This is a genomic window from Amycolatopsis sp. NBC_00438 (assembly GCF_036026695.1).
Taxonomy (GTDB): Bacteria; Actinomycetota; Actinomycetes; order Mycobacteriales; family Pseudonocardiaceae; genus Amycolatopsis.
The window spans coordinates 10066777-10082459 of sequence record NZ_CP107923.1 but is presented as its reverse complement, the minus strand read 5'-3'; the positions used below and the strand labels follow the sequence as shown (position 1 = coordinate 10082459).

17 protein-coding genes are annotated in these 15683 nt (G+C 72.9%); 10 read left to right on the top strand and 7 right to left on the bottom strand.

The window, feature by feature from the left end:
* The first annotated feature begins 1250 nt into the window (after positions 1-1250).
* From OG494_RS46700 to OG494_RS46685, 4 genes are all read left to right on the top strand, one after another.
* Positions 1251-1838, top strand: a complete 588-nt coding sequence (locus tag OG494_RS46700; protein ID WP_328450028.1) for a hypothetical protein — start codon at positions 1251-1253, stop codon at positions 1836-1838.
* Positions 1747-2658 carry an ABC transporter ATP-binding protein gene (locus OG494_RS46695; protein WP_328450027.1) on the top strand — a complete coding sequence of 304 codons (912 nt, stop codon included), beginning with the start codon at positions 1747-1749 and terminating at the stop codon, positions 2656-2658. Before OG494_RS46700 ends, OG494_RS46695 begins: the two co-directional genes overlap by 92 nt.
* The gene (locus OG494_RS46690; RefSeq protein ID WP_328450025.1) at positions 2648-3469 is read left to right on the top strand and encodes an ABC transporter permease; all 822 of its coding nucleotides are present in this window, start codon (positions 2648-2650) and stop codon (positions 3467-3469) included. Before OG494_RS46695 ends, OG494_RS46690 begins: the two co-directional genes overlap by 11 nt.
* An 87-nt stretch (positions 3470-3556) precedes the next feature.
* On the top strand, positions 3557-5875 hold the full coding sequence (locus OG494_RS46685; protein WP_328450023.1) for a putative bifunctional diguanylate cyclase/phosphodiesterase: 2319 nt from the start codon (positions 3557-3559) through the stop codon (positions 5873-5875).
* Between the two features lie 74 nt (positions 5876-5949).
* Here OG494_RS46685 and OG494_RS46680 read toward each other — a convergent pair whose 3' ends face one another.
* The gene (locus tag OG494_RS46680; protein WP_328450021.1) at positions 5950-6774 is read right to left on the bottom strand and encodes a cyclase family protein; all 825 of its coding nucleotides are present in this window, start codon (positions 6772-6774) and stop codon (positions 5950-5952) included.
* A gap of 99 nt (positions 6775-6873) precedes the next feature.
* Here OG494_RS46680 and OG494_RS46675 point away from each other — a divergent pair, with 99 nt between their 5' ends.
* Together OG494_RS46675 and OG494_RS46670 are read left to right on the top strand one after the other, a co-directional pair.
* Positions 6874-7299: a DUF5709 domain-containing protein gene (locus tag OG494_RS46675; RefSeq protein ID WP_328450019.1), complete on the top strand. Its 426-nt coding sequence runs from the start codon at positions 6874-6876 to the stop codon at positions 7297-7299.
* Between the two features lie 338 nt (positions 7300-7637).
* Positions 7638-8588, top strand: a complete 951-nt coding sequence (locus tag OG494_RS46670) for a helix-turn-helix transcriptional regulator (protein ID WP_328450017.1) — start codon at positions 7638-7640, stop codon at positions 8586-8588.
* A gap of 15 nt (positions 8589-8603) precedes the next feature.
* On the opposite strand, the gene OG494_RS46665 is transcribed toward OG494_RS46670, so the two are convergent.
* Complete coding sequence (locus OG494_RS46665; protein WP_328450015.1) at positions 8604-8783, bottom strand: hypothetical protein; 180 nt, start codon at positions 8781-8783, stop codon at positions 8604-8606.
* Positions 8784-8957: 174 nt separating this feature from the next.
* Here OG494_RS46665 and OG494_RS46660 point away from each other — a divergent pair, with 174 nt between their 5' ends.
* Positions 8958-9110: a hypothetical protein gene (locus tag OG494_RS46660; protein ID WP_328450013.1), complete on the top strand. Its 153-nt coding sequence runs from the start codon at positions 8958-8960 to the stop codon at positions 9108-9110.
* Between the two features lie 66 nt (positions 9111-9176).
* Here OG494_RS46660 and OG494_RS46655 read toward each other — a convergent pair whose 3' ends face one another.
* On the bottom strand, positions 9177-9545 hold the full coding sequence (locus OG494_RS46655) for a MerR family transcriptional regulator (RefSeq protein WP_328450011.1): 369 nt from the start codon (positions 9543-9545) through the stop codon (positions 9177-9179).
* A 64-nt stretch (positions 9546-9609) separates the two neighbouring features.
* Between OG494_RS46655 and OG494_RS46650 the strand changes: the two genes are divergently transcribed.
* Entirely contained in the window at positions 9610-10749 is a 1140-nt protein-coding gene (locus tag OG494_RS46650; RefSeq protein WP_328450009.1) for an MFS transporter, read from the top strand.
* Between the two features lie 47 nt (positions 10750-10796).
* Here OG494_RS46650 and OG494_RS46645 read toward each other — a convergent pair whose 3' ends face one another.
* Positions 10797-12008, bottom strand: a complete 1212-nt coding sequence (locus tag OG494_RS46645; RefSeq protein WP_328450007.1) for a glycoside hydrolase family 18 protein — start codon at positions 12006-12008, stop codon at positions 10797-10799.
* Between the two features lie 172 nt (positions 12009-12180).
* On the opposite strand from OG494_RS46645, the gene OG494_RS46640 reads away from it, so the two are divergent.
* The gene (locus OG494_RS46640) at positions 12181-12573 is read left to right on the top strand and encodes a hypothetical protein (protein ID WP_328450005.1); all 393 of its coding nucleotides are present in this window, start codon (positions 12181-12183) and stop codon (positions 12571-12573) included.
* Positions 12574-12579: 6 nt separating this feature from the next.
* Here OG494_RS46640 and OG494_RS46635 read toward each other — a convergent pair whose 3' ends face one another.
* Positions 12580-13944: a pyridoxal phosphate-dependent decarboxylase family protein gene (locus OG494_RS46635; RefSeq protein WP_328450003.1), complete on the bottom strand. Its 1365-nt coding sequence runs from the start codon at positions 13942-13944 to the stop codon at positions 12580-12582.
* 10 nt (positions 13945-13954) lie between these two features.
* Positions 13955-14536 carry a YdeI/OmpD-associated family protein gene (locus OG494_RS46630; protein ID WP_328450001.1) on the bottom strand — a complete coding sequence of 194 codons (582 nt, stop codon included), beginning with the start codon at positions 14534-14536 and terminating at the stop codon, positions 13955-13957.
* Positions 14537-14621: 85 nt separating this feature from the next.
* Here OG494_RS46630 and OG494_RS46625 point away from each other — a divergent pair, with 85 nt between their 5' ends.
* Entirely contained in the window at positions 14622-15155 is a 534-nt protein-coding gene (locus OG494_RS46625; protein ID WP_328449999.1) for a GNAT family N-acetyltransferase, read from the top strand.
* Here the strand turns inward: OG494_RS46625 and OG494_RS46620 are convergent.
* Positions 15145-15612 carry a nitroreductase family deazaflavin-dependent oxidoreductase gene (locus tag OG494_RS46620; RefSeq protein ID WP_328459232.1) on the bottom strand — a complete coding sequence of 156 codons (468 nt, stop codon included), beginning with the start codon at positions 15610-15612 and terminating at the stop codon, positions 15145-15147. The genes OG494_RS46625 and OG494_RS46620 overlap by 11 nt on opposite strands.
* Positions 15613-15683 lie beyond the last annotated feature (71 nt).

Below are 15683 nucleotides of genomic sequence, written 5' to 3'. Positions count from 1 at the left end.
CGGGAGGGGCAGGCTTGCGCGGCCACCAGCGTGGTCTGAATGAGGAGGCCGGGGCCGCCGCCACCGGCGGCCTGAACGAGGAGGCCGGACCTCCGTCGCGGCGGCGCCTGAACGAGGAGGCCGAGGCCTCCGTCATGGCGGCGCCTGAACGAGAAGGGCAGGCCCGTAGCCACTGGTTGCGGGTCTGGACCCGTTGCCTCCTGTCGCGGGTCTGGCCTGTTGCCTCCCGTCGCGGGTCTGGACCCGTTGCCTCCCGTCGCGGGTCTGGCCTGTTGCCTCCCGTCGCGGGTCTGGACCCGTTGCCTCCCGTCGCGGGTCTGGCCTGTTGCCTCCCGTCGCGGGTCTGGACCCGTTGCCTCCCGTCGCGGGTCTGGCCTGTTGCCTCCCGTCGCGGGTCTGGACCCGTTGCCTCCCGTCGCGGGTCCGGACCTGCGCCTCCTGTTGCGGATCTGGACGTTGCCGCCCGCTGCTCGGGCACGACCGGCGCTGGTCACCGTTCGACGAAACGGAGGTTCCGCCGGCGGATTCTCCCGGCGCTTCGTCGTGGAGGAATGGGAGCCTGCTGTAGCGGCGACCAGAGGCGACGGACGTCGCCTCTGGTCGCAATGAGTACGAAAACGCGCCACCTACAGGGGCTTGGTAAGTGCGCGGCCGAACTCCGCGACGCGAAGCTCGCCGCCCTTGTAGTCCCCCATGAGGTTCAACGTCACCACGAAGTTCCGGTGGGCGATGCCCGGGTCATGTTGTTGCGGTGGAATCGAAGTAGCCGCCGGTTTCCGCGTCCCAGCGGGCCAGGAGCCGGCGCTCGATCCCGCTGGTGCTCGCGGCCTGTCGCGCTGCCGACAGCTCGTCGTGGTCCGCACGGCGGACCCGCCGTCGGAGAACCGGCCGTGCCGCACCAGTCATAGGTCCGCGTGCCGGGCACGCGGGGCTCTGCCGGACCACGAGGGTGGCTCGCCCGGGAGGCCCGGCGGATCAGCGTCGACCTGCTGGTGCAGCTGTCCCGGAAGCAGGTGCGGAACGCGTGTGCGCGTCGACCACGCCCGGCACCAGCCGGGCCTCGCCCACGAGCGCCGCCGGGCATCGGTGAAGTGGCCCAGTGATCGCCGGTCGAACCACAGCTCCACGTACCTCCGCGCGTACGGCCGCTGCCCGAGTACGCGCTCTGCCGTAGGCGCAAGTGCCGTTCCTCGGCGGACGACCGCGGCGGCCCGGGTCCCGAGGATGAGGGCAGCACGAAGGAGGGCACCATGACCAGCCGACTCGGCGCCCGGGCCCGCAAGGGGTACCTGGTGGCCCACATCGTCTCGGGGGGCGCGTGGATCGGGATCGATGCGGTCCTCGGCGTGCTCGTCGCCACCGCGCTCGTCTCGGACGACCCCGCGGTCGTCGCCACGAGCCTGGGAGCGCTGGAGCTGTTCGCGATCTGGCCGATGCTGATCGCCGCGGTCCTCACGCTCGGGACCGGCGTCGTGCTCGGCCTCGGCACGAAGTACGGCCTTGTCCGCTACTGGTGGGTGGCCGTGAAGCTGGCCGTGAACGTCGTGATGGTCCTGCTGATCCTCTTCGCGCTGCGGCCGGGGTTGTACGACGCCGCCGGATACGGCCGGCAGCTCGCCGCCGGTGTGCCCCCGCAGGGTGATCCGGCCGGCCTGCTCTACCCCGTGATCGTCGCACCCGGCCTGCTGTTGTTCGCCAGCGTCCTCTCGGTCTTCAAGCCGTGGGGCCGCGTCCGGAAGGAGACCCGTGAACCTGCCCGTCGAAACGATCGCCCTGACCAAACGCTACGGACCGGCCGCCGCGGTGGCGGAGCTGAACCTGTCGGTGCGCGCCGGTGAGGTGTACGGCTTCCTCGGCCCCAACGGCGCCGGCAAGACGACGACGCTGCGGATGCTGCTCGGCCTGATCCGGCCGACTTCCGGCGACGTCCGGCTCTTCGGTGACGAACCGGGTCCGGCCAGTCTCGCGCGGGTCGGCGCGCTCATCGAAGGGCCCGCCTTCTACCCGTACCTTTCCGGCCGGGCGAACCTGCGGGTCCTCGCCGACCACGCCCGTGTCTCCCGCGGCCGCGTCGACGCCGTGCTCGACGTCGTCACCCTCGCCGATCGGGCCAAGGACAAGTACGCGACCTACTCGCTCGGCATGAAGCAGCGGCTCGGCCTCGCGGCCGCGTTGCTGAAGGAGCCCGAACTCGTGGTGCTGGACGAGCCGACCAACGGCCTCGATCCGGCCGGGATGGCCGACATGCGCGTGACGCTGCGCAAGCTCGCCGCGGACGGCTGCACCGTGCTGCTGTCGAGCCACCTGCTGGCCGAGGCCGAGCAGATCTGCGACCGCGTCGGCGTGCTCGACCACGGCCGGCTCGTCGCCGAGACGTCCGTGACCGACCTGCGGGCCGGTGGTGCGCTGCGGGTCGTCGCCGGGCCGCTCGACCAGGCCCGTGCGCACCTCGGCCGGCTGCTCGGCGCGGACCGCGTCCACGCCGACGGCGCCGCGCTCGAACTGGACGTCGACCCCGGTGAGGCCGGGCGGATCAACGCGGCGCTCGTCGGCGCCGGCCTCGACGTCACCGAGCTGCGCTGGCGCGAACCCGACCTGGAACAGACGTTCCTCGCCCTGACCGGAGCCCCGACCGGAGGTACCCCCGATGCTGCGTGACATCCGAGCCGAACTCCTGAAGCAGACGCGGCGGCCCGCGAGCTGGCTGCTGCTGGCCGTCGCCGTCGTGCTGACGCTGACCTTCGGTTACGCCGTCCCCTACGCGGGCCTGGACGGCGTCCCGGCGTCCGGCGGGCCCGGCGCCGGACGCGGGCTGAGCGCGATGCTGCCGGACGCGTTCGTCAGCAGCGCCCTCGGCGGCCTGCCGATCTTCGTCGGCGCGCTCGCGCTGATCTTCGGCGTGCTCGTCGCGGGCAGCGAATACGGCTTCGGCACGTGGAAGACGGTGCTGGTGCAGAACCCTTCGCGGGTCACCGTCTTCGGCGCGAAGCTGGTCGTCGTCACGGTGGCGGCGCTGGCCACGGTGCTCGCGCTGTTCGCGGCGGACGCGGGCGCGAGCGCGCTCGTCGCGTCGCTGCAGGGCCAGGCGCTGGTCTGGCCGAGCGGGTCCGACGTCCTGCTGGGCCTCGGCGCCGGCTGGCTGGTGACGACCACGTGGGGCGCGCTCGGTGTGCTGCTGGCCGTCGGCCTGCGTTCGGTCGCGCTGCCGATCGGGCTGGGCCTGGTGTGGCTGCTGGCCGTGCAGAACCTCCTCGCGTCGGTCGCCGCGCCGCTGCTGACCTGGGTCGCCGACCTGCAGAAGGTGCTGCCCGGGCCGAACGCCGGCGCGCTCGTGGCCTCGTTCGGGGCGAGCGCCCCCGGGGTCGAGCGGATCGTCGGTTCCGGGCAGGCCACCGCCGTGCTCGCCGGGTATCTGGTCGTCTTCGCCGGGCTCGGCGGGTGGCTGCTGCACCGGCGTGACATCGCCTGATGGTGCCGGTGCGGTGAGCCGGTTCCCGCGTCCGTCCGGTGTAGTGTTTCTCAGTCCGGCGGACCGGGCGTGACCACGTGAGGTGCCATGACAGTGCGGCGGTACCCAGTGGCGATCCTGCTCGTCGTCGTCACGGCGGCGCTGATCGTCGTCAACGGGTTCGCGTTCTGGGGTGACACTTTCGCGCTGTGGATCGACGACGCCATGCAGCTGAGCGCCGGCGTCGCCGCGGTCGTCTGCGGCTGCCTGGTCGCCCGCCGCTTCGGCGGCCACCAGCGCTGGTGGCGGCTGCTGATCGCGCTCGGCATGGCCGGCTGGTCGCTCGGGCAGTGCGTCTGGTCCTGGTTCCAGCTGGTCGACGGCCGGGGGCTGCCGTCGCCGTCGCTGGCCGACGTCGGCTACCTGAGCTTCCCGGTCCTCGCGCTCGCCGCGCTGTTCACCCTGGCGCGGGCGCGGATCCGGCCGGACCGCGAGCGCTGGCAACCCGCGCAGTGGACCGCGCACTTCGGCATCGCGGTGGTGCTCGACGGCCTGGTCGTCACCGGTTCGCTGTTCATCCTGACCTGGACCGCGGCGCTCGGGCAGCTGGTCCGGGCCACCGCGCCGGACGCGGGCTCGTGGGCCGTGGCCATCGCCTATCCCCTGTCGGACCTGGTCATCGTGGTCGTCGCGGTGCTGCTGGTGGTGTTCGACCGGGTGGACCGGCCCTACCGCGCGAACCTGCTGCTGCTGGCCGTCGGGATCGTCGCGCTCGCCTGCTCCGACAGCGTGTTCGCCTACCTCGTCAGCATCGGCGCGGAGAGCATGAAGCCGTGGGCCGACGCGGGGTTCGTGCTCGGTCCGATGTTCATCGCGTTCGCGCTGCTGGTGACGCCGAACACCCGGCGGCGCGACGACGCGGCCCAGCCCGGCGGGGTCGACTGGTGGCAGCTGGCGCTGCCCTACATCCCGGTCACCGCGGTGGCGCTGCTGATCACCGTGCAGCTGATCGGCGGGGCCGGGCCGGACGGCGTCGAGGTGTTCGTCGGGGTGCTCGTGGTGTTCCTCGTGCTCGCCCGGCAGCTGCTTTCCGTGCTGGACAACCGGTTGCTGCTGCGGCGGGTGTACGAAGGCCAGCAGCAGCTGACGCACCAGGCCTTCCACGACCCGCTCACCGGGCTGGCCAACCGCGCGCTGTTCGGCGACCGGCTGGACTCGGCGGTCGCCGAAGGCGCCGACGCCCGTCACCCGCTCGTGCTGATCTTCGTCGACCTGGACGACTTCAAGGAGGTCAACGACCGCTTCGGGCACGCGGGCGGCGACCTGCTGCTGCACGCCGTCGCGCAGCGGCTGCTGGGCTGCGTGCGCTCGACCGACACCGTCGCGCGCCTGGGCGGTGACGAGTTCGCGATCCTGCTCGAAGGGGAGGTCGACGCGCCGCAGGCGGTCGCGGACCGGATCCGCGGCGCGCTGCGGCGGCCGTTCGCGGTGCACGGCACGCTCGTCCCGGTCCGGGCGAGCATGGGGCTGGTCGTGCCGGACCCGGCCGAGCCGCTGGTCACCTCCGACGTGCTGCTGGGCCGCGCGGACACGTCGATGTACGCGGGCAAGCGGCTGGGCAAGGACACGACCGTGGTCTACCGGCCGTCCCACGACGGCCCGCCGGACTTCCCGTCGGCGCTGCGCCGCGCGGCCGGCGGCATCCCGGAGGGCTTCGAGCTGGTGTTCCAGCCGATCGTGCGGCTCGGCGACGAGACGCCGGTGGCCGTCGAAGCGCTGGCCCGCTGGACCACCCCGGACGGCACGGCCGTGTCGCCCGAGACGTTCGTCCGCGCGGTCGAAGGCGCCGGCCTCGGCGCCGAACTGGACGCGCTGGTGCTGGACCTCGCCTGCCGCGAGATCACCGCGGCCGGGCTGGACCTGACCGTGCACGTCAACGTCTGCGCCAGCCGGCTCGGCGCGGCCGCGCTCGAACGGAGCGTCAGCGCGAGCCTGGCCCGGTACGGGTTGCCCGCGGACCGGCTCGTCGTCGAGATCACCGAGACGGTGCCGGTGCCCGACCTGGCCCAGGGCGCCGACGCGATCCGGCGGCTGCAGGCCCTCGGCGTCCGGGTGGCGCTCGACGACTTCGGGGCCGGGTACAGCTCGCTGACCGTGCTGCACGCCCTGCCGGTCGACCTGATCAAGCTGGACCGCGCGCTGACGACGGGTATCCAGCCGGAGCGCGACGCCGCGCTGTGCCGGTCGCTGGTCGGGCTGTGCGCCGACCTCGACCTGGCGGTGGTCGCCGAAGGCATCGAGACGGCCGAGCAGGCCGAACTGATCATCCGGGCGGGCTGCACCACCGCCCAGGGCTACCGCTTCGGCCGCCCGGCCCCGCTGTCGGCGCTGCGCCTCTCCGGCGCGACACCGCTCTCGGCAAGCTGATCCGGGTCTGCCGCGGCCCGTCGTGAGTGTTCAGGGCGGTTCTAACCGCCCTGAACACTCACGACCCCCGGGGCTCAGTCCGCGTGCACGCCCGGCGGGAGCACGCCGAAGATCGTCGCCGTCGAGCCCGCGCCCTTGCGGTTGATCGGGCCGCCCGCCAGGACCCACGCGCCGGTCGTCGGCAGGGCCTTGAGGTTCGCCAGGATCTCCAGGCTGATCCGGTGGCGCTGGTAGACCAGCTTGGACACGGTGTACGTCTCGTCGGTGCCGACGTCCGGGCTGAACGTGTCGGTGCCCGTGCCGCCTTGGCGGCCGAGGCGTCCCGTGTCGATCAGCCACTTGACCGCGGGGATCGAGAACCCGGGCTGGTGCAGCACGCCGTCGGCGCCGGTGTTCGGGTAGGCCGGGGTGCCCCACTTGGCGTCCCAGCCGGTCCAGAGCACGACGACGGCGTCGTCGGGGATCCGGCCGTGGCGCTTCTCCCAGGCCTTGAGGTCGTCGATCGTCACGCCGTAGTCCGCGTTCGCCGCGGCCTTCGCTCTTATGTCGATCTTGACGGCGGGCCGGAATAGATCCGCCGGATCCATGGCGTCGGCGAGGGGCTGACCGGTGTTGAAGTGGCCGGGCGCGCCCCAGTGCGTGCCGGTGTGCTCGCCTTCGCGAACGAACTGCAGGTAATAGCCGTCGTCCGGGATGGTCGCGATGGTCTCCAGGGAGAACGCCGGGTCGCCGGGGAACACGTTGGTCTTCGCGGGGTCGTTGACGTGCGACAGGTTGACCAGGTTCAGCTGGTCGAGCCGCACCGACGGCGGTTGCGCGGCCTGCGCGGTCCGCCCGGACACGGCGGCGCCGAACACCCCGGCCAGGCCCGCGGCCAGCACCCTGCGTCTCATCGGCATGGGGGAATCACCTTTCACCGGAACACCGCCCGTGCGGCGGCCTGCACGGTGATATCACCCAGACCGGGTGCGGCCAAGGAGTTAGGCGAAGATGGGGCCATGGACGACGACATCGAAGACAACGCCGACAACGGCGTGCTGGATCCCGAAGACACCCTGGTCGACCGCGACGAGCTGGCGGAAGGTTATTCGCCGCCGGAGCACTCGCGCGCCACCGAGGACTGGGGCACGACCGCGCGCGAGACCGCGGAGGGCGAAAGCTGGGAAGGCCGGCTCGCCCGCGAGGTCCCCGACCTGGCCGACGACGCCGACGACGACGGCCTCGGCGACAACGAGGACAGCGACGGCGAGCTGATCGACGACGAGGTCGGCGACGTCCGCGCGGGCCGGCTGGTCGCCTCGGACGAGGGTTTCGGCGCGGACACCGACGAAGAGCTGTACGCGTCGGACGCGGGCGTCGACGGCGGTGCGGCTTCGGCGGAGGAAGCCGCGGTCCACGTGATCGACGAGTCCCGCCGCTGGTGAGGTGGCAGGGCCTGCGCGGCCCTGCCACCCCGCCGGACGCGACGGTCCGGTCCGCGGTCGTCGTGCCGGGGAACACGACCCGCCCCCTCGACGGTTCGTGCCGGTCCCTCCGTGGCGCAGGGGCCTTGCGCGACGCTTTCCGAATCCTGTCCGGCCCCGCGTCCACGAGCCCGGCCCGCCGCCGGGCCCACCCCTCGCGGGTCCGGCGGCGAAATTCCGCGTCCAACCTGATGAGCGGCCTAATCCTTTCCGCCGTCCGGCGCGTGGGGTAGGGGGCAGAGCGGTCAACGGCCGGATCAGGCCATCCCCGGCCCCGCTCCCGCCGGAGGAGGGCACGGATGCTCGAGGGCTTGCTGACGCCCGGCGCGGGCGCGCTGTACGACACGATGGTGCGCACCGGGCCGCTGCCGCTGGACGACCCGCGCGCCGGGAGCCCGGAGATGCGGGAGCTGTTCGACCAGGGTTTCGTGCGCCGCGACTACCGCGACGACCCGGTGATCGCGCCGATGGAGCCGGTGCGCGCCGTCGACCACGCGATCCTGGGCGCGCAGCAGCGGCTCGTGGAGCAGCAGCGCCAGATCGTCGCGGCGCGCCAGCAGCTGGACATGCTGCAGGCGGTGTACCGCGCGGCGCACGGCAGCGGCGGCGACCCGGGCGTCGAGGTGCTGACGGACCCGCAGCGCATCGGCTCGCTGTCGCTGGAACTGTGCCTGTCCGCGCGCGAAGAGTTCCTGACCTTCACCACGCGGCACTTCAAGCGGAAACCGGACGCGGGCACGGTGATGCGCCTGCCGGACGCGGTGACCGAACGCGGCGTGCGGCTGCGCAACGTCTACGAGCGCGCCGCCCTGGAGTTCGCCGGCGCCAAGGAAGTCGTCGACGCCAGCGTCGCGGCCGGGTGGGCGATGCGGGTGGCGCCGGAGCTGCCGATGAAGATGGTCGTCGCCGATCACCATTCCGCACTGGTACCGCTGGATCCGAGCGGCATGGACGGCGCGCTGTTCGTCCGCAGCCCCACGATCGTCGCGGCGCTGAGGATGCTGTTCGAGCTGGTCTGGAGCCAGGCGGTCGCGGTGGACGGCGGGCACCCGCGCGACGGCCTCACCCCGACCCAGGCGAAGGTGCTGGACCTGCTGGCCACGGGCATGACGGACGGCGCGATCGCCCGCCACCTGGACGTCAGCGAGCGCACGGTCCGCCGGCACGTCCAGGGGCTGCTGGAGACACTGCAGGCGGACAACCGGGTCGCGGCGGTGTTCGCGGCGACCCGGCTGGGCTGGCTCGGCTGAGCGCACGCCCGGGTGCTATTCCAGCTTCCGGCACTGGGGCGGGCCGTGGGTCCAGATCCAGACGCAGTCGGTCCCGGGCGGCCGGACCGCCGGGTCGCCGTGGCCCGGCGCCGCGGCGGCCGTCGGGGCGGCGAGGGCGGCCAGGGTGCCGATGGCCGCCGCGGCGAGCAGGCCGGCCAGCACTCGCTTGATCATGGTCGTCCTTTCCCGCGAAGTGATCTCCTGGGCCAAGCTAGGGCCGTCCGCACGGCGGCGGCAGGGGCGGTTTCGGCCACTGTCCGGTACCGGCCGGCCGGCGGTGGCCGGTACCGGACAGTGGCCGCACCCGCCCGGTGCGCGCGCCGGCGCGGCTCTCCTACGGTCGGGGACATGGGTGACGAGGCGCCCCCGCGCTGGTGGGGTGAGGAGGGCGCCCGTCCCCGCCCGGACCCGGCGGGCTGGTGGCCGGAAGCCGACACGCTGCACTGGGTGCAGGCCCCGGCGACGGCATCCGCCCCGGCCGAAGCGGCACTGCCCTCGTAACGCCGTGAATGGCCCATCGAGGGACTTGAAGTCCCTCGATGGGCCATTCACGGACCTGGGCGAGGGTCAGGCGCGGTTGTACTCGCGGACCGCGTCCAGGTAGCCCGAAATCGCGTCCCGGTTGCGCAGCAGGCATTCCGCTCGGCGGGCCATGCGGTCGCGTTCCGCTTCCAGGGTCGCCAGCATCTCCGGGGTCGCGTCCGGGAAGTAGATGGCGCGGGGTTTGTCCAGGCACGGCAGGATCTGCTTGATGATCCGGGTCGGCAGGCCGGCGTCCAGCAGGCCGCGGACCTGGATCACGCGGTCGACCGTCGCGGTGTCGTAGTCGCGGTAGCCGTTGGCGCCGCGGGACGCGATGATGAGGCCCTGCTCCTCGTAGTACCGCAGCAGCCGCCGGGACGTGCCCGTGCGCTCGGAGAGCTCGCCGATCCGCATGTGCGCCACCTCACGTCCGCCGGACTGGACCATCACATCCGTGTGAGGGTTCGAGCATAACGGCATGAGGACTCCCGCTCTGCTCGCCCTGACCACCGCCGCGTTCGTCACGGTGCTCACCGAGGCCCTGCCCGCGGGCGTGCTGCCCGGCATGAGCGCCGGGCTGCGCGTCGGCGAGTCCGCGGCCGGCCAGGCCGTGACGATCTACGCGCTCGGCACCGCGCTCACCGCGATCCCGCTGGCCGCGGCGACGTCGACCTGGCGGCGCAAACGTTTGCTGCTGACCGGGGTGGCCGGGTTCGCCGTCGCCAACACCGTGACGGCGCTGTCCGCGGACTACGCGCTGACGATGGTGGCTCGGTTCGTCGCCGGGATCGCGGCGGGCGTCGTCTGGGCGCTGCTGGCCGGGTACGCGCGCCGCCTGGCGCCCGCGGGCCGCGAGGGCAAGGCGATCGCGATCGTGATGGCGGGCATCCCGCTCGCGCTGTCGCTGGGCATTCCCGCCGGGACGTTCCTCGGCGGCCTGCTCGGCTGGCGCTCGGCGTTCGGCGTGATGTCGGTGCTCGCGGTCGTGCTGCTGGCGTGGATCGCCGCCGGCGTCCCGGACCACCCGGGACAGCCTCGCGGCGGCCGGCTGCCGGTGCTGCGCACGCTCACCGTGCCGGGCGTGACGCCGGTCCTGGTCGTGACGCTCGTGTTCGTGCTGGCCCACACCGTGCTCTACACCTACGTCGCCGCGTTCCTCGGCCACGCCGGGCTCGGCGGTTCGGTGGACGTCGTCCTGCTGGTGTTCGGGGTCGCGTCGATGGCGGGCATCGGGATCGTCGGCGCCCGGATCGACCGCGCGCTGCGGCGGCTCACGATCCTCAGCACGGTCCTGGTCGCCGTCGCCGCGGTCCTCATGGTGGCGGGCAGTCCGGCCCTGATCTACGTCGCCGTCGCGCTGTGGGGCCTCGGCTGGGGCGGCGTCCCGACGCTGCTGCAGACCGCCGCCGGCAACGCCGGTGGCGAGGCCGCGGACAACGCGCAGGCCATGCTCGTCACGCTGTGGAACGCCGCGATGGCCGCGGGCGGCGTGACCGGCGGGGTCCTGCTCGACACCGCCGGTCCGGCGGCCTTCCCGTGGACGCTGCTCGTGCTCCTGGTGCCGGTGCTCGCCGTGGTGCTCGGCGCGCGGCGCCACGGGTTCCCGCAGCAGTCGTGAATGGACGAAGGGCCCGGGCGGCTTCGCCACCCGGGCCCTCCAGCTTTTCAGCAGCGGCCGGACGAGATGGCCCGCAGCAGTTCCGCGTTGGCCGTGTCGCCCGACAGCTCCCAGGCGAACACCCCGCCCAGGCCCTGCGACTTCGCGTAACCCGCCTTGGCCGCGGCCGTCTCGGGGGTGTCGTAGCTCCACCACTGCGAGCCGCACTTGGCGTACGCCGTGCCCGCGACCTTGCCGTTGGCCGGGCAGGTCGTCTTGAGGACCTTGTAGTCCTCGACGCCGGCTTCGTAGGTGCCCGGGGCGGGGCCGGTGGCCGTGCCGCCCGGCTGCTTCTGCGTGACGCCGTCCCAGCCGCGGCCGTAGAACCCGAGGCCCAGCAACATCTTCGACGACGGCACGCCCTGGTGGCGCAGCTTCTGGATGGCCGCGTCGGCGTAGAACCCGGCGGTCGGGATGCCCGGGTAGGACCGCAGCGGCGAGTGCGGCGCGGTGGGCCCGGCCGGGCTGCCCCCGGCGACGAAGTAGTCGTAGGTCATCACGTTGTACCAGTCGAGGTAGCGGCTCGCCCCGGCGTAGTCGTTCGCGTCGATCTTGCCGTTCTTCGACCCGTCCGCGGTGATGGCGGCCGTGACGAGCTGGTGCCCGAACTTCGCGCGCAGCGCCTTGACCAGGCCCGTGAACGCCTTCGGCCCGCTGGTGTCGCAGGTCAGGCCGCAGGCGTTGGGGTACTCCCAGTCGATGTCGATGCCGTCGAAGACCCCGGCCCAGCGCGGGTCGTTGACCAGGTTGTAGCAGGACTCGGCGAACGCGGCCGGGTTCTTCGCCGCCTCGGTGAAGCCGCCCGACCAGGTCCAGCCGCCGAACGACCAGATCACCTTGAGCTTCGGGTTCAGCTTCTTCAGCTCCAGGAGCTGGTTGAAGCTGCCGTGCAGCGTGCCGGTGTCCGCCTGGCCGTCGACGCTCATCGACGCGTCGTAGGGCATGTCGTGGTCGGCCCACGGGTCGCCGACCGCGCAGCCGCCGCCGGTCACGTTGCCGAAGGCGTAGTTGATGTGGGTCAGCTTCGCGGCCGAACCGGACGTCTGGATGTCCTTGACGTGGTAGTTGCGGGCGTAGACGTCCCAGTCGGCGAAGTAGGCCATCACCTTGTCCCGGGACTGGTTGCCGTGGGACTGGCCGGCCTCGGCGACGGCCGGGGTGGCCACGGACGCGACGGACAGGGCCAGCGCGGCAGCGGCGATCGCGGCGCGTTTTCTCATGCGGAGCACGGCTTTCCCTTCAGGGTCAAGGGTCCTTCGGCGAACCGGCCGGTCGGACCGGCTGAGGTTAACAGGTCCAGACCACTGCGGACAGAGCGAAAGGTCTGCCGCGAACAGATTTCCCGGTCGTGTCGCAGCCGGGTCCGGATTCACGGTGTGCGAAGATCCCCGCATGACGGAGTTCGGCTGCGCCCGCTGCTACGGCAAAGACGCCCTGACCGCGATGGCGTTCTGCACGACCCGGCTTCGCGAAACCCACCGCTTGGTGCAGCAGTCGCACTTCGGCGTTTCCCTGCGCGAATGTCCGGAATGCGGCCAGGCGTTCGCCTCGATCTTCACCGAGTTCGTCGACTGGACCGGCGGCGAGGACGCCCAGTTCTTCGACATCGTGCCGCTGACCGGCACCGAGGTGATCTCGTTGGCGGCACAGGGTTCCGGCGTCGACCTGGTCACCCTGGGCGCGCTCGGCAGCAGGCGGCGGCGGCTCTCGTCGGCCTGGCCGACCGGCGGCGCGAAGACGATTTCGTGGAAATCGGAGCCGCTTTCGGTGCGCGAAGGCCACTGACACCCTTCAGGAACGCCCGGCCAGCCGGAGGATCGCCGCCGCCGAACGGTCGACGTCATCCTCCGTCGTGGACCAGTTCGACACCGAAATCCGCAGGTACCGGCGGCCGCGCCAGGTAGTACCGCCGAGCCAGCACGTGCCGTCGCGCTGGATCGCCGTGATCAGCGCGTCGGTGCGGGTGTCGTCGCCGAAGGACACCAGGACCTGGTTGAGGACGACGTCGTTGGCGATCTCCGCGCCGCCCTCGGCGAGGGTCACCGCGAACCGGCGGGCCAAGCGGCAGCAGCGGTCGACGAGTTCGGCCACGCCGTCGCGGCCCAGTTCGCGCAGCGCCGCCCACACGGCGAACCCGCGGGCGCGCCGCGACGACTCCGGCGTGAGGTCGCCCATGCCGGCCACCTCACCCGCGCCGACCAGGTAGGCCGCGCGGTTGGCGAAGGCCGCGGCGTGCACGTCCGGCCGGGCGCAGAAGACGAACCCCGAGTCGTAGGGCACGTTGAGCCACTTGTGCCCGTCGCAGGCCCAGGAGTCGGCCAGCTCGACGCCGTCGAGCAGCGCCGCCGTGGCCGGGTTGGCCGCGGCCCACAGGCCGAACGCGCCGTCGACGTGCACCCAGGCGTCGCCGGCGGCTTCCCGGGCGGCTCGGAGGTCGTCGCACGCGCCGGTGTTCACGTTGCCCGCCTGCAGGCAGACGATCACCGGGCCGGTCCCGGCGGCCAGCACCCGTTCCAGGTCGGCGACGTCGATCGCGCCCTGCGGGCCGGCGGCGACCTCGTCGACGGCGGCTGTGCCGAAGCCGAGCAGCCGCAGCGCGCGGTCGATCGTCGCGTGCCGTTCGGCGCTCGCGACCACGCGGACGCGCGGGGCGCCGAAGAGCCCGTCGTGTCCGGCGTCCCAGCCCGCTTCGGCGAGCACGTGGTGGCGCGCGGCGGCGAGCCCGGCGGTGTTCGCCGCCTGCCCGCCGGTCACGAACCCGGCGGACGCGGTGGCCGGGATGCCGAGCAGGTCCTTGAGCCAGCCGCCGGCGGCGTCTTCCGCGGCCGCGGCGGCGGGTGAGAGCACGGCGTTGAAGGCGTTCTGGTCCCAGCCCGCGGCGAGGACGTCCGCGGCCGTCGCGGCGGGCAGTCCGCCGCCGATGACGAACCCGAAGAACCGCGGCCCGGCCGTGGCCATCAGCCCGGGCTCGGCGGCCCGTGCGAGGTGTTCGAGCACTTCGGACGGCGGGCTCGGGTCCTTCGGCAGCGGTCCGCCGAAGCCCGCGCGCACCGCGGCGGCATCGCCGGCCGGGACCACCGGCCGCCCGGCCAGGCTTTCGCGGTAGTCCGCGGCCAGCGCGGCGGCCCGGGCCAGGAGATCACGCGTCTCGTCCACGGACCCGACTCTAGGCGGCCTTCGGGTGTGCGGCCCGCACGTTTTCCCGGGCCAGCTCCGCGGTCGTCGCGATCCGGCGCTGCCGCGTCTCCGGGCGCTTCGCCTTGGCGATCCACTCCAGGATCAACCGGCGGGACGACGGCGGGAACGCGGCGAAGTGCCCGGCCCCGACCGGGTCGAACGCGCGCGCCAGATCCGGCGGGACGACGCCGTCCTGCGCCTCGGCCAGCGCGTCCCACGTGCCGGTGCGGCGGGCGAGGTCGACCATCGCCTGCCCGGCCGGCGTCATCATGCCGGCCGCGGTCAGCCGGGCCACGCGGTCGCGGTTCACCCGGCTCCACGTACTCTTCGGATTCCGCGGCGTGAAGCAGAGGTACGTGCTTTCCGCGTCGCGCCTGAGCGCTTTGCTGTCGATCCAGCCGAAACACAGGGCCTGCTCCATCGCCTCGTGCACCAGCACCCCCGGCGCGCCGCTGTGCTTGCGCCGGATCACCAGCCACACCGACGTCGCGGTGCCGCGCGACGCGAGCCACTCCCGCCACTGCGCGACCGACGTGACCTGCACCACCGCGATGCCTTCCAAAGTCTCCATGCCCACATCATCGGGGGTGAAGTGTTCACCTTCTGAGCACTTTCGCGGGGGAACAATCGGGGGCCCCGCGGCGTAGCGTCTTGATATGGAAACTGCGCTGAGCACCGACCGGCTCGTGATCCGGGACTGGACGGTGGACGACGCCGAAGCCGCGTTCGAGATCTACGGCGCGGAAGACGTCACGCACTGGCTGACGCCGGCCATGGACCGCGTCAGCGATGTCGGCGCCATGCGTGCCGTCCTGAACGCGTGGCAGGAGGCGCAGCCCAACCTCTGGCCGCCGCGCGGGCGCTGGGCCGTGGAGCGCAAGGAGGACGGCGCCGTGATCGGCGGCCTCGGCATCCGGCTGCTGCCGCCGTTCGAAGAGGACCTCGAGCTGAGCTGGCAGCTCAGCCCCGGCGCCTGGGGCCAGGGGTACGCGTCGGAGGCGTCACAGGCCCTCATCCAGTGGGCGTTCACGCAGGACACCGACGAGCTGTTCGCGGTCGCCCGGCCGAACAACACGCGCGCGATCGCCGTCGCCAAGCGCCTTGGCATGCAGTGGGTCGGCGAGACCGACAAGTACTACAACCTGCGGCTGCAGGTGTACCGGATCCGGCACACCGACCTCATCGACTGACCGGCTCCAGCAGGAAGACGCGGATCTCGCGGTGCTCGGCCCGCACGGCGTACCGGTCGTACGCGGGCCAGTACTCCGCGACGGCGTCCCACATCTCCTGACGCTCGGCACCGCTCAGCAGCCGCCCGGTGACCTCGGCCGTCCGGCCGCCGATCGCGACCGTCGCCCGGGGCTGGGCCAGGAGGTTCGCCGACCACGCCGGGTGCGCCTCGCCGCCCCAGTTCGAGCCGATGACGACGTACCCGCCGACACGCTCGACGTAGAGCAGCGGCACCTGACGCGGTTCGCCGCTGCGGCGCCCGAGTGTGGTGAGCAGCAGCGTCCGCAGCCCGACCGCGGTGCCGACGCCGACCCGGCCGCCGCTGATCCGCAGCAGCACCCGGTCGGCCGGCATCAACGCCCGCCCCACCACCGCGAACGCCTTGCTCTTGCCGAACCCCGCGAACACACCCCGCAACCCAGCCACACCCGGAACCCTAGCCGCCGGTCTGCCGCGGCCGGTCGTGAGTGGTCAGGGCGGTTCTAACC